Here is an 18,573-nt window from a genome sequence, read left to right as displayed (position 1 = left end):
TCCCTGAAGCCTGCTGCATCTTAAAAGTGTATTTGTTGAGAGCCATGAGGCGCTGCCCCTAACTCGATGCTGCGCTTGCTTGGCAATGAATCGCCAACGGCCAAGGTGTATGCACCGCTGGGCCAAACATTTTCACCGGCATCGTTAACTCTGTAAAGATTTTTTCCTTCAATAGTAAATTCAATTAAGCGCTTCTCATGTGCGCCAATGTGGACGCGCTTAAACGCTTTTAAATTTGTTATCGCTTCATTTTTCAACGGTACCTGAGGGGAAAGATACACTTGCACTACCGTTTCACCATCTAGGGCTGTGCTGTTTTTAACTTCAACACTGATGTTTATATTTTCCCCTTCTTGAGGAGCGCGCTTCGATAAACTGAGCTTACCAAACTTAAATTGACTGTAAGACAAGCCAAAGCCGAATGGATACAGAGGCAATTTTTTAAGGAATTTATAGGTTCTGCCTGTCATTGCATAATCATCAAAGGGAGGGAGATCATCAATTGTTTTTACGAAGGTGAGTGGCAAATGACCTGATGGGTTAGTATCTCCAAAAATCACATCTGCCACCGCATTGCCACCTTGCTCACCTGGATACCATATCCATAGTATGGCATCCGCCAATGGGTCTAATTCGCTTATATCCACTGGGCTTCCTGCAGCAACAACCAATATCAACGGACCTTTTTTGTTTTCCGCAAGTTGCTTTACATAATCGACTTGATTTTGGGGCAAGGTGATAGCAACCCTATCTCCTCGATCGGCAGAGGCTATTGCGTCAACTTCTTCGCCCTCCATATCGGCAGATATGCCTACTACAGCAATCACAGCATCGGCTGTTTTAGCTACTTCTGGCGCCCAATTAAGGGGGTTAATGTTACTGTGAAAAGGCAAAGCGCCTGCGCGGTAATTCAGTGACGAGCCTAACGATACTTTTCCTGCAATGCCTTCAAGAACAGTTACCAAGCTATCTGAGATACCGTAATAGTTGCCCATCAACATATCGGAGGAAGCCGCAAATGGGCCGGTGACATAAGGCACTTTAATATCTTTTGACAGGGGTAATACCTGTTTTTCATTTTTTAATAAAACAATCGATTTTGCCGCCACTTTACGCGCTAGCTCAATATGTTCAGGGCTGTGAATGACTTCTTGCCCTAGGGCATTATGCGGGTTTAACTCACTGGGGTCGAATAAACCTAAACGAAAGCGGATCATAAGCAAGTTTTTCAGACGCTGGTCAATTAATGATTGGGTAATAAGGCCCTCTTCAAATGCAGCTTTCAGGGATTTTTCATAGGTAAAACCGCAATTTAAATCGACCCCCGCGCGCAATGCGAGTGCCGCTGACTCAACGCCATTATGGGTGACTTTGTGTCCGCTATGAAAGTCGTGCAATGCGCCGCAATCTGACACAACATAGCCATTAAATTGCCACTTTTTCTTTAACATTTCCCCCAGCAAGAACTCACTTGCACAGGATGGCTGACCATACACCCCATTGTACGCACACATCACACCTGCGACTTTTGCTTGGGTCACTAGCGCTTCAAAAGCGGGTAAATAGGTCTCGTACAAATCCTTTTTGCTAGGCTCAACATCAAATTGATGGCGCAAAGACTCCGGTCCTGAATGCACTGCGAAGTGTTTGGCTACACCGGCAGACTTCAAATATTTGGGGTCGTCCCCTTGCAGACCTTTTACGAACGCAGTGCCCATTTGTGAGGTTAAGAAGGGATCTTCACCGTAAGTTTCTTGACCGCGTCCCCAGCGAGGATCGCGAAAAATGTTCACGTTTGGTGTCCAAAATGTTAGCCCGGCATATTGCCCTTGATTGCCTATCGACTGAGCTATGGCGTACTTGGCCCGCGCTTCGTCCGATATCGCATTAGCTACTTCTTGTGCTAATTCAGGATCAAAGGTGGCCCCGAGCCCAATAGCTTGAGGGAAGATAGTTGCCTTGCCGTTACGAGCGATACCATGCAGCGCTTCATTCCACCAATTGTATTGAGGCACCTCTAAGCGCGGTATCGCTGGAGTGGAATGTGACAATTGAGCTATTTTTTCATCTATTGTCATTGCGTTAACGAGCGCCTGGGCGCGCGTTTCAAAACTAAGTTCGGGGTTAAACCATATCTGTTGTTTTACATGGTTTATCTGTGCAGCACCTACCAAGTGGCAAGTGAACATTAGTACTGAAACAAGAAGCGTTTTAAGCATGATCAATCCTTTGCTTATGTAAGTAAGGGGAAACAGAAATATTCAACCTGAAAAAATTTGTTTTGCAATGTAAACATAGTTAAGGTTTATTGTATACTGTTAACAAAATGATAATCAATATGGTTGTTATAGAAAGACAAATTCGTGGTTAATCAAATTAAAGACCGTCACACAAAGTAAGAATTGTCAAAATAGAGAAGGGAGCCAACAGCGAATGGTATTCAGTCATCAAATTAATATGCGCAGCTTTAGGCTGAGGAGTAGACAAGGGGGCACTGTCATAATTAGCATCCTTTTATTATTGTTGCTCGATGTGAATGCCGAGGCGGCTGGGGATGGTAATAGGTTGGAAAGTACTAACCCAAATCCTAGAGGCAGCAATAAGGATGCACCGAACATCGTTCTGATTCTGTCTGATGATGCAGGATACGGGGATTTTGGCTTTCAAGGTAGCAGCCAAATCCGTACACCAAATTTGGACAAATTAGCCGTCCAAAGCACGGTGTTTACTCAGGCTTACGTTAGCGCAGCAGTGTGTGGGCCATCAAGGGCTGGCATACTAACAGGTAAATACCAACAACGGTTTGGTTTTGAGGAGAACAATGTACCAGGTTACATGAGTGATTCGGGCCTAACAGGGGATGACATGGGGTTGCCTTTAAACCAGCGCACCATCGGCGATTACTTGACTCACTTGGGCTATTCGACCGCGTTGATTGGCAAGTGGCATCAAGGTAATGCTGATAAATTCCACCCTACAAAGCGTGGGTTCGAGCATTTTTATGGCTTTCGAGGCGGAGCACGCAGCTACTTTGAATTTGGGCCAAATAACCCAGTTTCTTACCCTGAGGATCGTTTGGAGAGAGGTTTTGCTCATTATAAAGAATCACCCCATTACTTAACCCAAGCGTTGGCAGATGAGGCGATTGAATTTATTAAGCAAAACCAGAGGGAGCCGTTTTTCTTATTCTTGTCATTCAATGCGGTGCATACACCTATGGATGCCAACAAAGAAGATCTTGCTCAATTCCCCCAGTTAAGCGGAAAGCGTCAACAAGTTGCTGCAATGACGTTGTCGATGGATCGCGAAATCGGCAAAGTGCTGGCTAGTCTTGATGAATTGGGATTGAGCGAAAATACCTTGCTGGTGTTTACCAACGATAACGGCGGTCCCTCTGACACGAATGCTTCCGACAATACCCCGCTAAGTGGCACCAAAGCCAACCATCTTGAAGGGGGCATTCGCGTTCCCTTTTTGATGCGCTGGCCAGCAGGCAATATTGGGCCTAATACCTATCACGAACCTATCAGTACTCTAGATTTGCTACCCAGCTTTTACGCGGCAGCGGGCGGTAAAAAAAGTGCGGTAGCCGATATAGACGGCACTAATTTACTCCCTTATGTGCGCGGTGAAATCACGATACCTCCACATCAGACCTTGTATTGGAAGAAAGAAAACCGAGGCGCGATTCGTCACGGAAATTGGAAGCTACTGCGTTTCCCTGACCGTCCGGCAGAGCTTTACGATCTGAGTCAGGATATTTCTGAACGTCATGATCTTTCTGCAACCAACCCTGAGATCGTGAAGGATTTATATCGGCGACTATTTACGTGGGAGCTCTCACTAGAACGCCCACTTTGGCAGCTAAAGCGTGAATACGAAGGCGCAGCGATGACTCGTATGGACAACTTCCGTCAACCCACCTTACAGGACAAGCACTAGCATGCAGAACTACTTACCTATTTTACCGATCCGCCAAACATCGAATTCGATGCTACGGTTTAACCTCTTTTCATTATTGTTTGTGGCTTTGTGCTTGGCGGGTCTTGTATTTAGTAGCGACCTTGCGGCGCAAACTAAGAGAACTCACAAGTTAGTAGCAAAGGAGCGGCCAAATATCGTGGTGATTTTAGCCGATGATTTAGGCTACGCAGATTTAGGTTTTACCGGTTCGAAAGAAATCTTTACCCCGAATATTGATGCCTTGGCTAACAATGGTGTGGTGTTTAAAAATGGCTATGTAACCCATCCATATTGTGGCCCCTCGCGAGCAGGATTACTAACAGGGCGTTATCAGGCGCGCTTCGGCATGGAAGTAAACGCAGCCCACTCTCCTGACGATCCGTATATGGGCTTACCGGTCGAAGAACTAACGTTCGCCAAGCGCATGCAACAAGCAGGCTACAAAACAGCGGTCATGGGTAAGTGGCACATGGGCTCACATCCTAATTTTCATCCTAACAATCGTGGCTTTGACGAGTTCTTTGGCTTTTTAGGTGGTGGGCATGATTACTTTCCGGAGTCGGTTAAAGTGAGTAGTGCTGAGTACAGTATTGCGTTGTCACGCAATGGTAAGCCCGCTCAGTTAAACGAGTATCTTACAACGGCCATTAGCAAAGAAGCTGCACGCTTTGTATCCGCTACTGAGCAGCCATTTATGATGTACGTGGCCTATAACGCTCCGCATTCTCCTTTACAAGCTACCGAGCAAGATTTGGCCAAATACCAGCATATCGCCGATTTGGATCGCAGAACCTATGCCGCCATGATTGATTCTATGGATCAAGGCGTTGGGCGTATCGTTGCCGCCCTTAAACAAAGCGATAAGCTGGATAACACCTTAATTTTCTTTCTGTCAGACAACGGTGGCGTGTATCCAGAAGAGTGGATGCCAGATTCAGATTGGGCGAATAATGCCCCCTTTCGCCGTGGTAAAGTGAGCCTAACCGAAGGCGGCGTGCATGTGCCATTTATTGCCCACTGGCCAGCCGGTTTTAGCTTGAAATCCGAATATTCCGGATTGGTTTCGTCTTTGGATATTGCTGCAACTTCGTTGGCCTTAGCGGGAGCCGACGTGAGTCAGGCGAAGTTAGACGGAGTAAATTTACTGCCCCATATTAACGGTGAAAACCCCGCATCACCGCATCCCGCGTTATTTTGGCGCTTAGAAGAAGCCAGTGATTTGTGGGCTGTGCGTACCCCTGAATTCAAGTACTTGAATCAACCATTGCCAGGAGTCGGAAAGAGCTTCTTTGATATGCAGACTGACCCATACGAATCGCACAACCTAAATGGTGCTATGCCCAAAGAACAGTCCGAGCTTGCCACGCTATGGAATGAATGGAACAAGTACAACAAACAAAATATATTACTGCAAAATGAGCCTTACAAAATGCGCCGTGCTGAATTTTACCAAACGCTATATCAAGCCCAATTAGAGAAAGCGTTGGCAGCCGAGCTTCAAGCGATTAAATAAACTTACTACTTTTTAAGGCTTACCAGCCCATGGTAAGCCTCTAACCCTTAATCGATCGTTTTCTATCTATTCTATCCTCTGATTTATGTCTGAAAAGCGCGTTCAACTATCTTCGTGTACTTTGCTGAGGAGTTAGCGCGCTCTATCATGCGCTCGAACACGCAATTCGGTGCTGGAAATAGTGGTGCAAGAGGAAACTGCTTAGTGAAAGGTGAATAGTTATGCACGATTAACCACTTATATTTGGTGCGTATTCCAGTTTAATCCACTTTATTCGTAGCTAAACCTCAATATTTGCAAAGATTAGTTGAGTTTCATTACACAATGCATCATTAAGGTGCGCTTTAAATTTATCGCGATAGAAAACCACAATTAGTGCATAAATATCTGTATAACGCAGATTTTCGGCGCTTTTTTCACTCGGACTATGCACTAACGTATCAGAAAAGCAGGCATGAAACCTGCTGTGCTAGCTGGGATTAACATCGAATTACGCAACTGTTCACAATTAAAACCGTTCACTACAAAAAAGAGAAACACATACATGGCGATCACTAAACGCTTCCTAACAAAACACACATCAATTGCTTTGGCAGTTTCAGCCACGTTTGCACCAATCCCATCGGTTATGGCGCAAAGCGCAGAGAATGGAATTGAAACTATCGAAGTCACAGCGACACGCCGCGCTGGTTCATTGCAGGAAGCACCGTTGAACATTACCGCCCTGACTTCTGATACCTTGGCTGAGCAAAATATCGCCGACTTAGACGATGTAGCCCGCTGGGTTCCGGGTTTAACCATTACTGATCAGGGCGGGCGTAATGACTCTCCTATTATCGTACGTGGGTTAAATACCAACTCTTCAGGCCCAAGTTCAGACGGCGGCACCGTATCAACTTATGTGGGTGAAATTCCCCTATTCATTAATATGCGCTTGAACGATATTCAGCGCGTTGAAGTATTAATCGGTCCACAAGGTACCCTCTACGGCGCCGGCACCCTAGGCGGAGCCATTCGTTATTTGCCTAATAAGGTAGAGTTAGATGTTACCTCTGGTGAAGTCACAGGCAATGTGTTTAGCGTAAATGAAAGCGATAGTGTCGGTGCAGAGGGGGGCTTTGTTTTCAATACCCCTTTGATTGAAGACGTGCTTGGCGTGCGTATGTCGCTAAACAAATTCCATGATCCCGGTTTTGTTGATTATAACTACCTAGTGCGTGAAGGTGGGGTTTCCATTGCTGATCCTGATTGGACAGATGCAAGCGATGTTGACAGTAACCTGCGCTCGAAAAAAGATGCGAACGGCGAAGATACCCTTTCAGGCCGCGTTGCCCTGCGCTGGACACCCACCGAAAACATTGACGCCACACTGACTTATATGTATCAAAAGCAAGAAGTGGAAGGGCGCTCTATTGTTCATTACAACGGATTATCGCCAGATAATGGTTTGAATGACATCATCGGAAAGTACGAATCAGCTTATCGCTACGAAGAGCCCCGTGAAAAAGAAGACGACTTGCTCAGTTTAGAGCTCTCCGTTGATTTGGGGTTTGCTGAGTTGGTCTCCGCAACAGGAAAATCCACGTTCGAAGCGGTTGGTCAGCGAGATCAAACCGATTTATTGATCCGCCTTGCCTATAGCTATGAAGAGTTTCCTGCGTTTTCGAGTTACACCAGAGAAGAAGACAATCGAGATATCTTCACTCAAGAGCTACGTTTGGTATCTAAAAATGATTCTGACCTAAGTTGGATCGCGGGTGTTTTTTATAACAAGATTGAAAGCGACGGCAGAAGCTTAGAGTTCACGCCGAACTTCGATGAATATGCGATAGAGACGTGGGAAACAGGAGGCAATTTACGTACTGATGATCTCGAATACATATCGTTTGATGAAACAGAAGTAACTGAAAAAGCCCTGTATGGGGAAGTAAGTTATGCGGTCACTGAGCAATTAGATATCACCTTAGGGGCTCGTTTTTATCAATACGATTTAGAAACCGCATCTGACGTTGATTTACCTTTGTTGTATACCTCTATTTCGGTTGAAGAAGGTGCAGAAGACTTTAGGCAAGGGGATGAAATTATCTTGATCCCCCTTGAAAATGAAGCCGACGACAGTGGGAGTTTGTTTAAGTTTAACGCCAGTTATCAAATCACGTCTGATGCGATGGGGTACGTTACGGTCAGTGAAGGCTTTCGTATTGGTGGTTCAAACGGTGTGGGGGCTTGTCCTCCTGACTTATCAGGGGATACACAAGAAGTCTGCGCTTTGCCCAACGAGCAAATTTACGCACCTGATACCACAACCAATTACGAACTTGGCTTAAAAAGCACATGGCTAAAAAACAGATTCCATTTCAATATGGCATTGTTCAACGTGGATTGGGATGACGCTCAAGTCACGGGCACCACGGAAAATGGTCAGCAGACTATTTTGGTTAATGCCGGCAAAGCTAATTCAAAAGGCGTTGAGATGATGTCACGCGCAATTTTTAGCGATGAATTCAGTGCCTATGCCACTTATGCTTACACCAAAGCTGAATTGACCGAAGATGTAGCTCAGTTGTTCGATGACTCTGATGGCCTTGACGGCGATCGCCTACCAGGCTCGCCGGAGCACCAATTCTCCCTTGGAGTTAAATACTCTACAGAAGTGTTTGGCGATAAATTATTAGATGTGACCTACGGCCTAACGGCGCAAAGCGATATTTACTCAAAAATAGGCCTGCACGAATCAGGTGAAGTGATATCGGGATATGCGCTAAGTAATTTAAGCGCGTCTTTGTCTGACGAAGATTGGTCGGTCACCCTTTACGTGGACAACCTCTTTGACAAATACGCCGTGAGCTCATCACGAAATGATTTGGGTGATATTGGTTTGGCGGTAGCCCCTGATACTAACTCGAACCGAGGTGATATATTGCGTTACTATGGTCATTACTTAGAGAGACCGCGCACGGTCGGACTTAAATTTAACTATCAATTTGAGATGTAGTTTAGGCTAAAATTCTTAATGCATAAAAAGGGCACTCAGTGCCCTTTTTTATGACAGAACAAAGCAGCCCAGTTCCATATAAAGTGACAAGAAACCTATGCTAGACATTAAGCAACTGCATCAACAAGCCATTTATGCGCTTAATCAGCGTGATTTTGCTAAAGCCCATAGCGTGTGCGTACAGATCGTGAAACAGGATCCATGCGATCACGATGGTTATTTTTTATTGGCTATGATCAACCTCGAAGTCGGTCAAATTGCCAAGGCGATTAAGTTAATTGAAAAAGCGAATGCCATCGCGCCGCAAGCTGAATACTTTGCCTATTTAGCCAAATGCCATTCATTGCGCGGTGAATCACAATCTGTGCTTGATGCCACAGCAAATGCGCCTCTTGAACAGCTCAGCAAGCCCCTTGCGCTTGATACACTAGGCGTAGCACTTAGCCGAGTTGGCCAGCATGAAAAAGCATTGGGGTATTTCAGTAAGGCGTTGTCGCTAGATAAACATAATGCGCACTTTTACTACAACGCTGGTGTATCGAGTAAATTCGCAGGTAAGTTTGAGGATGCTAGAGCACATTTTGAGCGAGCCATTAGCATCGCTCCAGATTATCACCAAGCGCACTTTGCTTTGGCAGACTTAGGTGGCATCAGTGCCGATAACAATCATATTCCACGTCTTCGAGCCGCTGCGAAACGCACCAAAACGGTTGATGGTGCCATGCATATTGCCCACGCACTGGCTAAAGAATACGAAGGACTAAAAGATTACACTAGCGCATTTGATGTACTTGAAAATGCCAAAAGCGCGAAGCTGGCGAGTATCGGTTATGAATTTGCCGACGATGCCGCATTTTTCGATTGCGTAGAGCAAACCCAGCTCAAGGATTTAGACCGCGATTATTCTCAAGCGGGTGATTATGCTAAAGCGGGTGATAGCTCGCACCAGCCCATTTTTGTGATGGGTATGCCTCGTTCTGGCACCACGTTAGTTGAACGTATCTTAAGTAATCATAGTGAGGTGTTATCAGCGGGAGAACTACAAGATTTTGGCGTGGCAGTGAAAGAGTTAGCCAAAACGCCATCACCCACGGTGTTAGACGTAGAAACATTGCGCAAAGCCATGCAAATTGAGCCTGCAAAAATAGGCCAGCGGTATATTCAACGCACGCAAGCCATAGTGGGAGATACTCCCCATTTTGTGGATAAACTACCGTTTAACTTTTTCTACATTGGCCTTATTCGTCGCGCTTTACCTAATGCAAAAATCATTTGTTTACTACGAGACCCAATGGATACCTGTGTCGGTAATTATCGCCAGTTGTTTTCACTGAATAGCCCGTACTATGCCTACGCCTATAATTTGCAGAATATCGGGCGATTTTATAGTCGCTTTCACACGCTGGTACATCAATGGCAGGCCACGGGCATGGATAACTTCAAGCTACTTAATTATCAAGATTTGGTGCGCAATCCTGAGACCAATATTCGTGATTTACTGTCATTTTGTGGTTTGTCATGGCAACAAGAGTGTTTGCATGTAGAGCGCAATCAAGCCCCTGTGTCGACGGCCAGCAAAGTCCAAGTGCGACAACCGATCAATCAATCCTCAATCGGCCGCTGGAAGCATTATCGACAACACACTCAGGCGCTTGAAACCTTCTTTAAGCAACAGCAGATCCCATTTGAATCCTAAATCGCCTCTGTTTTAGCCACCGTACTTTTGGGTACTCGCCTTATATGACATACTTCGCGCCCCTGAGCATGCTAGTACGTGTGCTGTGAATCTATCAATGTTCGTATTTCATCCTTGGAGCCCTATGCCCGCCCTTAAACGTCTTGACCAGCTACTGAGTAATTTAGGCTATTGCAGCCGCAAAGAAGCCCGATACTTACTCAAAGACAAACGCGTTACCGTCAAAGGTGAATTCGCTAAATCTCCCGCGTTAAAAGTTGATCCTGCCACCGTGCGGGTAGACGGCGAAGCCCTTGATGCTCCTGATGGCATTCTCGTGATGCTGAATAAGCCCTTAGGTTATGTGTGCAGTCATGACAATAACGAGGGCATGCGTATTTACGATTTGCTGCCTGAGCGCTGGGAATTTCGAAACCCAAAAATAGTCAGCGTCGGCCGATTAGATAAAGACACCAGCGGACTTATTTTAGTGACCGATGACACCAAATTAGTACATCAGCTTACATCCCCTAAGCACCACGTAGACAAGGTGTATCAAGTGAGCGTAGATAGCCCGTTGCAAAGTGACATCATTGATTCATTCGCTAAAGGCGTGGTATTGGGTGAAGGGGCTGAGCAGTGCTTGCCCGCGAAAATAGAAACAATCAGTGAAAATGTAGCTAACGTGACGTTAAATGAAGGAAAATATCATCAAGTGAGGCGTATGTTTGCCGCTTGCGGTTATCACGTTGAAGCCTTGCATCGCAGTCAATTTGGTCAATATAGGCTGCAAGATTTAGCCCAAGGCGAGTGGCAAACGGTTGCTCCTCCAAGTGTAATTTAACGGCGTAATCATGCCTTTTCTCATATGAAACGCGTATTGATATTAAAGCCAATTTAACGAGCGAGATACTCGTAAAATGGGCTCCTTATATCTGAATTAGGCCGATTTATTTAAGCTGAGCGAAATGCTTACTCACCGCGCATTCGTACGCTTGATCAATCCCTGCGTACGCAGGGCCGAATACCGAAAGACCTTTCTCGCCAGTGAACTCCTTCGGCGCAGGTAAAATGACTACTGCCAAATTAGCCCCGACTTTGTGATAAGGATTAGTCACAGGTACATTGTTATCCACATCCAGTACACAAATCAGATCAGGAATGGTTACATCTACTACGCCATTTAAACGTGCCGCCATGTTTTCATTCTTTACATCAATAGCATACGTCGAGCCTTGGTACTGGCTGTGGCCTTGAATGTCGAAAGTACCTAAGGTGAATCCATCTTTGGTCTCAAAATGAAACTGGCTAACGTTGCCGCGAAACGCCACATAGCCACCGGCGCAATCGGCGATGGCATCGGCAATGTCATCTTGTTCTTGAACCGCTAAGCGAATAGCTTGACCGACGTTTAAGGCTTTGCTGATGGTGCCAGGAATCACTGCACCGCGAAGCTGTTCCACAGGTAAAGCGTGATCTATCGCTGCAATGTCATTGCGACTCACCATAGCAAGGGCGCGCACAACACGCTCAGCGCGTTGGTCATCTGCAACGTTTTCACAGATAAAGCACTCACCAAACTCATTGGCCGTCACGATAGGCGCGGCAGGCAAACCATTGAAATAATAGGTTGAGTGAGTGATTTCAGGCACGGCGCGCCCAGCGGGGTCGGCATCGATAATGTAACCGTCTGTCATGGCGGCTAGATAAAAGGAGATAGCCGTATTAGAGCCACCAAGCTCACAGCAAATAGTGCCGTAATAATCATCACCCGTCAGGGCTTTTAGGCGCTCATAGGCTGCTAACATGGGAATACCGCTTGCTCTTGGCAGAGCGGCATATTCTTGCTCTTCTTCCCCAGAAATAGCGGTTAGCGCACCTAGCATATAAGGTGTACATAGCTTTTCACCGTCTGGGACTTCATCGATGTCTACCAAAGTGAAGGTTTTACCCTCAGCAAAGGCGGCTTCAATGTAGCGAAAACCTTCGCTGAGCTCACCACCGCCACCGGTGCCAAGTACTGCGCAGCCATGTAATATGTCTGATATGTCTAACCGGGTTAACTGTTTCATGTTTAATCCTCTTTAGCGCTGGGGAAGCATTTACCCAGAGCAATCTGGTGTTTTTTTAGCTGCATAAATATTAGTGATGTGGCGCAATGTATTTGTTGGCAAATGGTTGGTTTACCCGCACAACTTGTTCGAATGTGTACGGGTAAACAAAATAATATTTCGTTTATTGCGGGTGTGATTCCGTTAACTTGCCGCGAGCTCTGATTTCGCTACGTGATAATAAGTAGTAGGCAGGCAGTGTGAGTAACACGGCATCAAAAACCTCAATCGTGGTGATAGTGATCCAGCCTTGATTTGACGCCATTGAGGTAGAAACGCCAATAAGCCATGCGATGATGGCACGTATATTCAAGCTTTGGTTGTGGGTAAGGTGTTGCAGGGTGTATTTTTCACCGCGCCTAACGATGAAAAAATCCACCACGTAAATGGCGGCGACTGGAGTGAAAATTATGGATAAACCAAACAAGAAATTGGTGAAGTTGTCCAGTAGATCAAATGACGCGACCACGGTGCCTAAGACGCCTGCGGCGACGATGCATTGCCATTCTTTAGATTTAGGGAACACGGCAATAATGCCTAGGCCACAACTGTAAAGGTTGATTACATTGGTGACGCAGCAAGAAATAAGCAATAAAAAGAATGCCAAACCGCCTAAACCCAGCACCAGCATCACAGATAGAATGTCGCTATCGGCCACAACAATGCCCGCAAAAGCCGCAACAACGTATACAAAAGAGTTGATCAGCAAGAAAGGCAGAAAAGATGCGTAAACGGTATCGATGGGTTTAGCGGCATAGCGGCTGAAATCTGGCATAAGTACCACACTCACAATAAAGCTACCGACGACCGCTGAAACCCCTTCGCCAAAGGTCAGTGAGCCGCTCATTATTTCGGGGGTAGGGTTGGTTTGGGCATAGCCAAAGCTCTGTACCAATAAATACACCACAATCGCAAATAAAATAGGCACCAATAGATTGGTGATGCGCTCTATGGTTTTAAAACCCCATATGGTTATCACTGTTATCAGCACACCAAATAGCGTTTCAAGCTGCCATGCCTCTGGGGCAGAATCAGTGTATTTAAGCAAAAGCTGCTGGCTAACTTGACTGAATAAATCGACGTTAATGCCATACCAACCGAGCAAAGAAACCACAAACGCAAAGTTAATGACGTTCGCCCCGGATGTACCAAACACAAATTTAATCGTCATGCAGGATGAAAAACGATTATGCATGCCAACAAGCCCAGTGACTGTGCCTAAAATAGCCAGTGCTAAACCACCCAGCAGAAAGGCGAAAATCGATTGCGCTAACCCCAATGCATCTCCCAGTTGTATACCTGTTATAAGCCCCGGCACGGCAAACGCCAGCCCGCCATTTATCATACCTATCCCAATGCCACTGACTGTTTCGCTTTGGGGCACTGGCGTTGTAGCATAATCGTTCAAAGAGGTTGCAGTTGCAGCGCTGTGTTTATCTGACATGTTTGAGTAACCTATAAAAGACAGCCCCTGATTGGGGCTGTTAAAAATGTTTAGCTGTGGCTCTAGGGATGCTAAACAGGTTTACGCTAAAAGTGGTATGCAGCTTCAATCCCGTAAGTGCGAGGTTTATTAGGCTGGCGAGCAAACTCTGTAACACCATCGTCTAATATAAAAATATCCTCGATCGCACGTTCATCGGTTAAGTTATTCACAAACAATTGAATTGTCCATTGTTCGCTGCGTAATCCTAGGTTGGCATTGATGAAGCGGTACTGAGACGAACGAATTTGCGGCTGGGTAATGTCGAATGACTTAGGCCCTTCCACTTGCAGTGACGCGCTTGAGGTGAGTGACCAAGTATCGTTTAGCTCAGTCAGGTAGTTGGCCGACAATGCTAAGTTGTAGTCAGGCACCCACACCATGGTTTCTCCCTCAAGCGAAGGCTGGCGTGAGAATGCTTTAATTTCAGAATCAATCAGGCCTGCGCTGAAGCGAATATCCAAGTTCTGTGTCGCTGCCACGCCGAGTTCAAGCTCAACTCCGCGGGTTTCAACACGTTCAATGGCGAGGTTTTCAAGCGTAAAAGTGCGTACATTGAATTGCGTGACTTGCGCATCATCTTGGTCGATCGCAAACGCAGCACCGTTTAAGGTCACCGAGTTTTCAAACAAGGTGGCTTTAAAGCCCGCTTCAATGCTGTCTGACACTTCTTTGTTGAATGTGCGGCTTATGCCTTCTGCTGGCTCATTGAATCCACCGCTGCGGAAGCCTTTAGAGTAACTTGAATAAACCAAAAAATTTGGCATTGCTTGGTAAGCAAGGGTGACCTTTGGCTGCGACTGGCTAAAGGTTTTTTGCGCGAAGGTGTCATCAGCAAAATTAGGATCAAACGACTCGCGTTTGTCTTGATCAAAACGTAAGGCAGTGGTCAATTCCAGTTTGTCGGTAATGTCATAGTTTACTTGGCCAGAAATAGCCCACGCTTTGCTACTGTTGTTGTCGGCAATAACTAAGTACTTCTCTTCGTCAGTGAAGTCGCTGCGGTTACGGGAAGCCCCGCCGGCAAAATCATCAAAAAAGCTCACAACTGTGTCCCGTTGCCTGTCTTGATAAAACAAAGATACCGCCCAGCGTAAACGCTGCTCACTTTGCGAGGTGAAGCGGCTCTCAACCGTAAATGATTCCACGTCTGACTCACCCGCAGTGCCAAAAGGAGCGCGAAATAAGTCCGCTTCATCGATAAAAGTGGCATCAGCAGAGTAGTCGCCGTCGTAGAAATGATCGTTCTTGGATTGACTGTAAGCTGTGATGAAATCAAAGGTACCCAATGCGTAATCCTGTGACAGTTTGGCACTTATCTCGAACACATCGCGCTCGTCGCGGTTTGCTATGTTTTGCGAGGTGTCGATGGAAAAATCTTCGATGATGTCAGCGGTCACACCTTGATAGTACGCAAATCCGGCCGTGCTGGTGGTGTATCTGCTTTTAATGTTTAAGCGGGTGTCATCGAATATATCAAATTGCAATTGTCCAAAGACTGAGTCCTCATCTAAGGCATCGGCCTCCTCGTCTAAAAACGTGTTATCGATTAAGCCGTCACTGCTTTTGGTATAACCGCCTACTCTCAAATAGGCGCTGTCTTCTTCGTTCAACGAACCGGATAATACACCGCTTAGATGATAGGCATTCCCATTACTGTAGGACCCTTTTACACTGCCTTCTAAGTCTTCAATGGGTTGTTTTGTGGTGATTAACACTGCACCGCCCACGGCTCCGCGACCATATAAAGCACCTTGGGCGCCGCGCATCACCTCAATGCGCTCAACGTCGACTAAATCTTGGTTGATAAATTCAATATCAGATGCGGTGACGCCATCCACCACGAAAGCAAGAGGGGGATCGCCCACTTGAGGTGTGATCAAGCCACGAATAGTGATGCGCGATAGACCAGGGCGGAAATTATCTAACTGCGTTAGGTTGGGTGTTAGGTTTGCTACATCTCTGAAATTAGCAATTCGTGCGCTTTGTATCATATCGGATGAAAACGCGGTGACTGAATCAGGCACCGATTGAATGGACTCTGTTCGACCACGAGCAGAAATAGAGATAATTTCTAGATCATTTGTTTGAGCTTGTACCGAGGCGCGGGAGTCAGTAACTTGAGCGTAAGCATGGGGAACAAGCGATAGACCAACGCATAGGGCAAGGGTAGATTGCATGAAGGGCTTTACTTTTTTGTGCATATTAACGCCTCAGTGGGAGTTCATTTTTTATATTGAGCCGTTCCAACGCAGCTCAAATTTTGAGTCGTTTAAGTTTCCACAATTGAAACAAAATAATATTTTGTTGTGCGTGCTCGTTTCAGGCATTATTTTTTGAACCCTTGACCATAAACGCTAGATTTTGTTTGAACAGCCTTTATCAGCCAGGATAAAAGGCAACCATCAGGTAGTGAAATGAAAAAAACGATTAAAATCGATAGTTACAACCGAAAAATTCTAGCAACACTGCACCTGCAAGCTGATTTAACCAATATAGAGTTATCAGAAATCGTTAACTTATCGCCAAGTGCCTGTTTTCAAAGAGTGAAGGCTCTCAAAGATGCTGGCTATTTTAGAGCTGCTCATGCTGACGTGAACTTAGATCAGTTATGTGAGCATGTGTTGGCCTATATTGAATTCACCTTTGACAATAACACTGCTGCCACTCGCAGACGCTTCGCCGCCGTCATCGAGAACATGCCTCACATTATGGATTGCATGCAGCTCAGTGGAGACGTGGATTATATTTCTTTGAGTTGTTTCCCGGATATTAAAGCGCTCAACGCAGCGTGCACTGAATTAAGTGATAACCCTGAATTGTCGATCAAACACATTAAAACCCGCATCGTATTAGACAGAGCCAAGTGGTTTTTGGGGTATCCGTTGGCGCACCTTAAATGGATTGATGAAAGCCCTGAGTTTTAGTGGGAGCGTGTGATGGAATTTACACACTCATCAAATCATTAATAATGACGATATATAGTGAAAGATGAAAATAGTTTGTACTGGGGTAAACTCAGCGCAAACAATAATAATATTGAATAAGCATAGACTAAGTGGAATAACCTTTGGCTATAAAAACAGGGCAAGACGTTGGTTAATATAAAAAAACTCAGTTCAAAAGTAATGGGTGTATTGATGGTTTTTGTGGCTGTACTTGGCCTCATCGCTGCACTGACTATCAACAATCTTAGTTCTCATGTAGACCAATATAGCGACTTACTGGAGCGAGAAGTAAAAGCAGCGCTGTTAATTGATACGGTGAACCTCACTTTTAAACGACAAGTGCAAGAGTGGAAAAACGTACTTCTGAGGGGGAAAGATAGCCAAAAACGTGAAAAATATTGGAATAGCTTCAGTGCACGGCACAAAGAAATTGAGCAGCAGCTGAATACCTTGAAGAGCATAGATGTCAGTCCACAAGTGCGCGAGCAGCTAAACGACTTTGCTTCAGTGCATTCAACCCTATACGACAAATACCAGCTGGGCTATCAAGCCTTTATTAATGCAGGTTATGACCCATACGTTGGCGATAAAGCTGTGGCAGGTATTGACCGAGCACCGACTAAATTGCTTGAAACCCTCAGTGCGCAAATAAGCAGCCAAGTAATATCGCAAAACCAATCCAAGAATAGCCAAGTAAGGCGCTCTTTATGGTGGGGAAGTGTCAGTTTAATTTCAACCATAGTGCTTGGCTTCGCCCTACTGTTGTGGAGTTTAAAAGCATTAGTGACTTCGCCTTTACGTAAATTAAGTGAGCATATTCATGATGTTAGTCAAGGCCGCCTTGCATCTCCTTTAATGTTTGCACGCCAAGATGAAATTGGCCAAATGGCTCAGTCAGTAGAAACATTGCGCGTAGACCTGTTGGAGATCCATTCAGGGCTTGGCGCAACACAACAAGATTTAGACAGAGTCTGTTTTAGTTTAGTCGACAGCGCTGGCGCCATCAGCCAGGGGGTTACGGAGCAAAATCACGGCACGGCCAGTGTGCAAGAAGCGGTGGATCAACTGTCGCAAGTGGCGCAAGTTATTGAGCAGCATGTTCATCACGCCGCAGATTCAGCGACAACAGCGAGTCGCTCAGCGGTCACCAGTATTGATGTTATGCAGCAAACCATTGAGACCATTTCTGGCTCGTCTAAGCAGATTGAAGACACCGCAAAAGTGATTTCAGCGTTAAACGAAGACGCGCGAAAAATAGGTACCGTATTAGACGTTATTCAAGGCATTGCTGAGCAAACCAACTTATTAGCCCTTAATGCTGCCATAGAAGCCGCACGAGCTGGGGAGCATGGTCGTGGCTTCGCTGTCGTGGCCGATGAGGTCCGTACACTTGCGGCTAAAACTCAGCAATCTACAGAAGAAATTCAGCAAATGATCGCAAATGTGCAGCAAGGCACCAGTGATGCGGTAAACGCGATTAGCCAAGGGCAAGACCAAACAAAATTCAGTGTTGATAAGGTGCTTGAAGCCGATGGTAATTTGAAAGGAGTGACCAACGCAATTGAAGATATTGCAGCAGTGAATCAACATATCGTTGAGGCGATTGCCCAACAAAGCATCGTGACACAAGACATACTGCGCCATTTGAATGAGCTAAGCCAAATAGCGAAACTCAACGGTGAGCATGCCCAATCGTGCGACGAAGATAACCTGACCTTGATGGATGTCAAAGATCGGATGGCTGGCATCATTAAGAAGTTCGTTCAATAGCCCTAAGCTTAAAAGCAGCCTTGAGCCAATACACAGCCTTGAGCCGATAAATCACGAGGGAATGCCCCAGCGACTTTGCTCTGCGTTCTCTCTATTTGAAAGGGAACAACCATTA

Annotated in this window: 11 protein-coding genes; 7 read left to right on the top strand and 4 right to left on the bottom strand. The window is 45.8% G+C overall.

Annotated features, from left to right (window positions below; translation table 11 throughout):
* Window positions 1-20: 20 nt before the first annotated feature.
* Window positions 21-2,219, bottom strand: a complete 2,199-nt coding sequence (locus tag AC0VYA_RS17500; protein WP_475489118.1) for a glycoside hydrolase family 3 C-terminal domain-containing protein — start codon at window positions 2,217-2,219, stop codon at window positions 21-23.
* Between the two features lie 214 nt (window positions 2,220-2,433).
* On the opposite strand from AC0VYA_RS17500, the gene AC0VYA_RS17495 reads away from it, so the two are divergent.
* The 5 genes from AC0VYA_RS17495 (at window position 2,434) to AC0VYA_RS17475 (ending at window position 10,990) form a co-directional block, all read left to right on the top strand.
* Window positions 2,434-3,942, top strand: coding sequence for a sulfatase-like hydrolase/transferase (locus tag AC0VYA_RS17495; protein ID WP_475489117.1), 1,509 nt, complete (start codon window positions 2,434-2,436; stop codon window positions 3,940-3,942).
* A gap of 1 nt (window position 3,943) precedes the next feature.
* A complete protein-coding gene (locus tag AC0VYA_RS17490) occupies window positions 3,944-5,476 on the top strand; it encodes a sulfatase family protein (protein WP_475489116.1) in 1,533 nt (510 codons plus the stop codon).
* A 544-nt stretch (window positions 5,477-6,020) separates the two neighbouring features.
* Complete coding sequence (locus AC0VYA_RS17485) at window positions 6,021-8,471, top strand: TonB-dependent receptor (RefSeq protein WP_475489115.1); 2,451 nt, start codon at window positions 6,021-6,023, stop codon at window positions 8,469-8,471.
* Between the two features lie 97 nt (window positions 8,472-8,568).
* Window positions 8,569-10,167 (top strand): tetratricopeptide repeat-containing sulfotransferase family protein, encoded by a 1,599-nt coding sequence (locus AC0VYA_RS17480; protein WP_475489114.1) that lies wholly within the window; start codon window positions 8,569-8,571, stop codon window positions 10,165-10,167.
* A 124-nt stretch (window positions 10,168-10,291) separates the two neighbouring features.
* Window positions 10,292-10,990: a pseudouridine synthase gene (locus AC0VYA_RS17475; RefSeq protein WP_475489113.1), complete on the top strand. Its 699-nt coding sequence runs from the start codon at window positions 10,292-10,294 to the stop codon at window positions 10,988-10,990.
* Window positions 10,991-11,096: 106 nt separating this feature from the next.
* Here AC0VYA_RS17475 and AC0VYA_RS17470 read toward each other — a convergent pair whose 3' ends face one another.
* The 3 genes from AC0VYA_RS17470 to AC0VYA_RS17460 all read right to left on the bottom strand — a co-directional run bounded on the left by AC0VYA_RS17470 (window position 11,097) and on the right by AC0VYA_RS17460 (window position 15,944).
* On the bottom strand, window positions 11,097-12,218 hold the full coding sequence (locus AC0VYA_RS17470) for a DUF917 domain-containing protein (RefSeq protein ID WP_475489112.1): 1,122 nt from the start codon (window positions 12,216-12,218) through the stop codon (window positions 11,097-11,099).
* A 163-nt stretch (window positions 12,219-12,381) separates the two neighbouring features.
* A complete protein-coding gene (locus tag AC0VYA_RS17465) occupies window positions 12,382-13,701 on the bottom strand; it encodes a cytosine permease (protein WP_475489111.1) in 1,320 nt (439 codons plus the stop codon).
* Between the two features lie 86 nt (window positions 13,702-13,787).
* Window positions 13,788-15,944: a TonB-dependent receptor gene (locus AC0VYA_RS17460; protein WP_475489110.1), complete on the bottom strand. Its 2,157-nt coding sequence runs from the start codon at window positions 15,942-15,944 to the stop codon at window positions 13,788-13,790.
* 213 nt (window positions 15,945-16,157) lie between these two features.
* Here AC0VYA_RS17460 and AC0VYA_RS17455 point away from each other — a divergent pair, with 213 nt between their 5' ends.
* Both AC0VYA_RS17455 and AC0VYA_RS17450 read left to right on the top strand, forming a co-directional pair.
* Window positions 16,158-16,667 carry an Lrp/AsnC family transcriptional regulator gene (locus tag AC0VYA_RS17455; protein WP_011576195.1) on the top strand — a complete coding sequence of 170 codons (510 nt, stop codon included), beginning with the start codon at window positions 16,158-16,160 and terminating at the stop codon, window positions 16,665-16,667.
* A 168-nt stretch (window positions 16,668-16,835) separates the two neighbouring features.
* Window positions 16,836-18,458: a methyl-accepting chemotaxis protein gene (locus AC0VYA_RS17450; RefSeq protein ID WP_475489109.1), complete on the top strand. Its 1,623-nt coding sequence runs from the start codon at window positions 16,836-16,838 to the stop codon at window positions 18,456-18,458.
* Window positions 18,459-18,573 lie beyond the last annotated feature (115 nt).

The sequence above is a fragment of the Paraglaciecola sp. QJM3NY_14 genome, assembly GCF_056173245.1.
The sequence above is the reverse complement of the archived record's forward strand: the minus strand, read 5'-3'. Positions and strand labels throughout refer to the sequence as shown.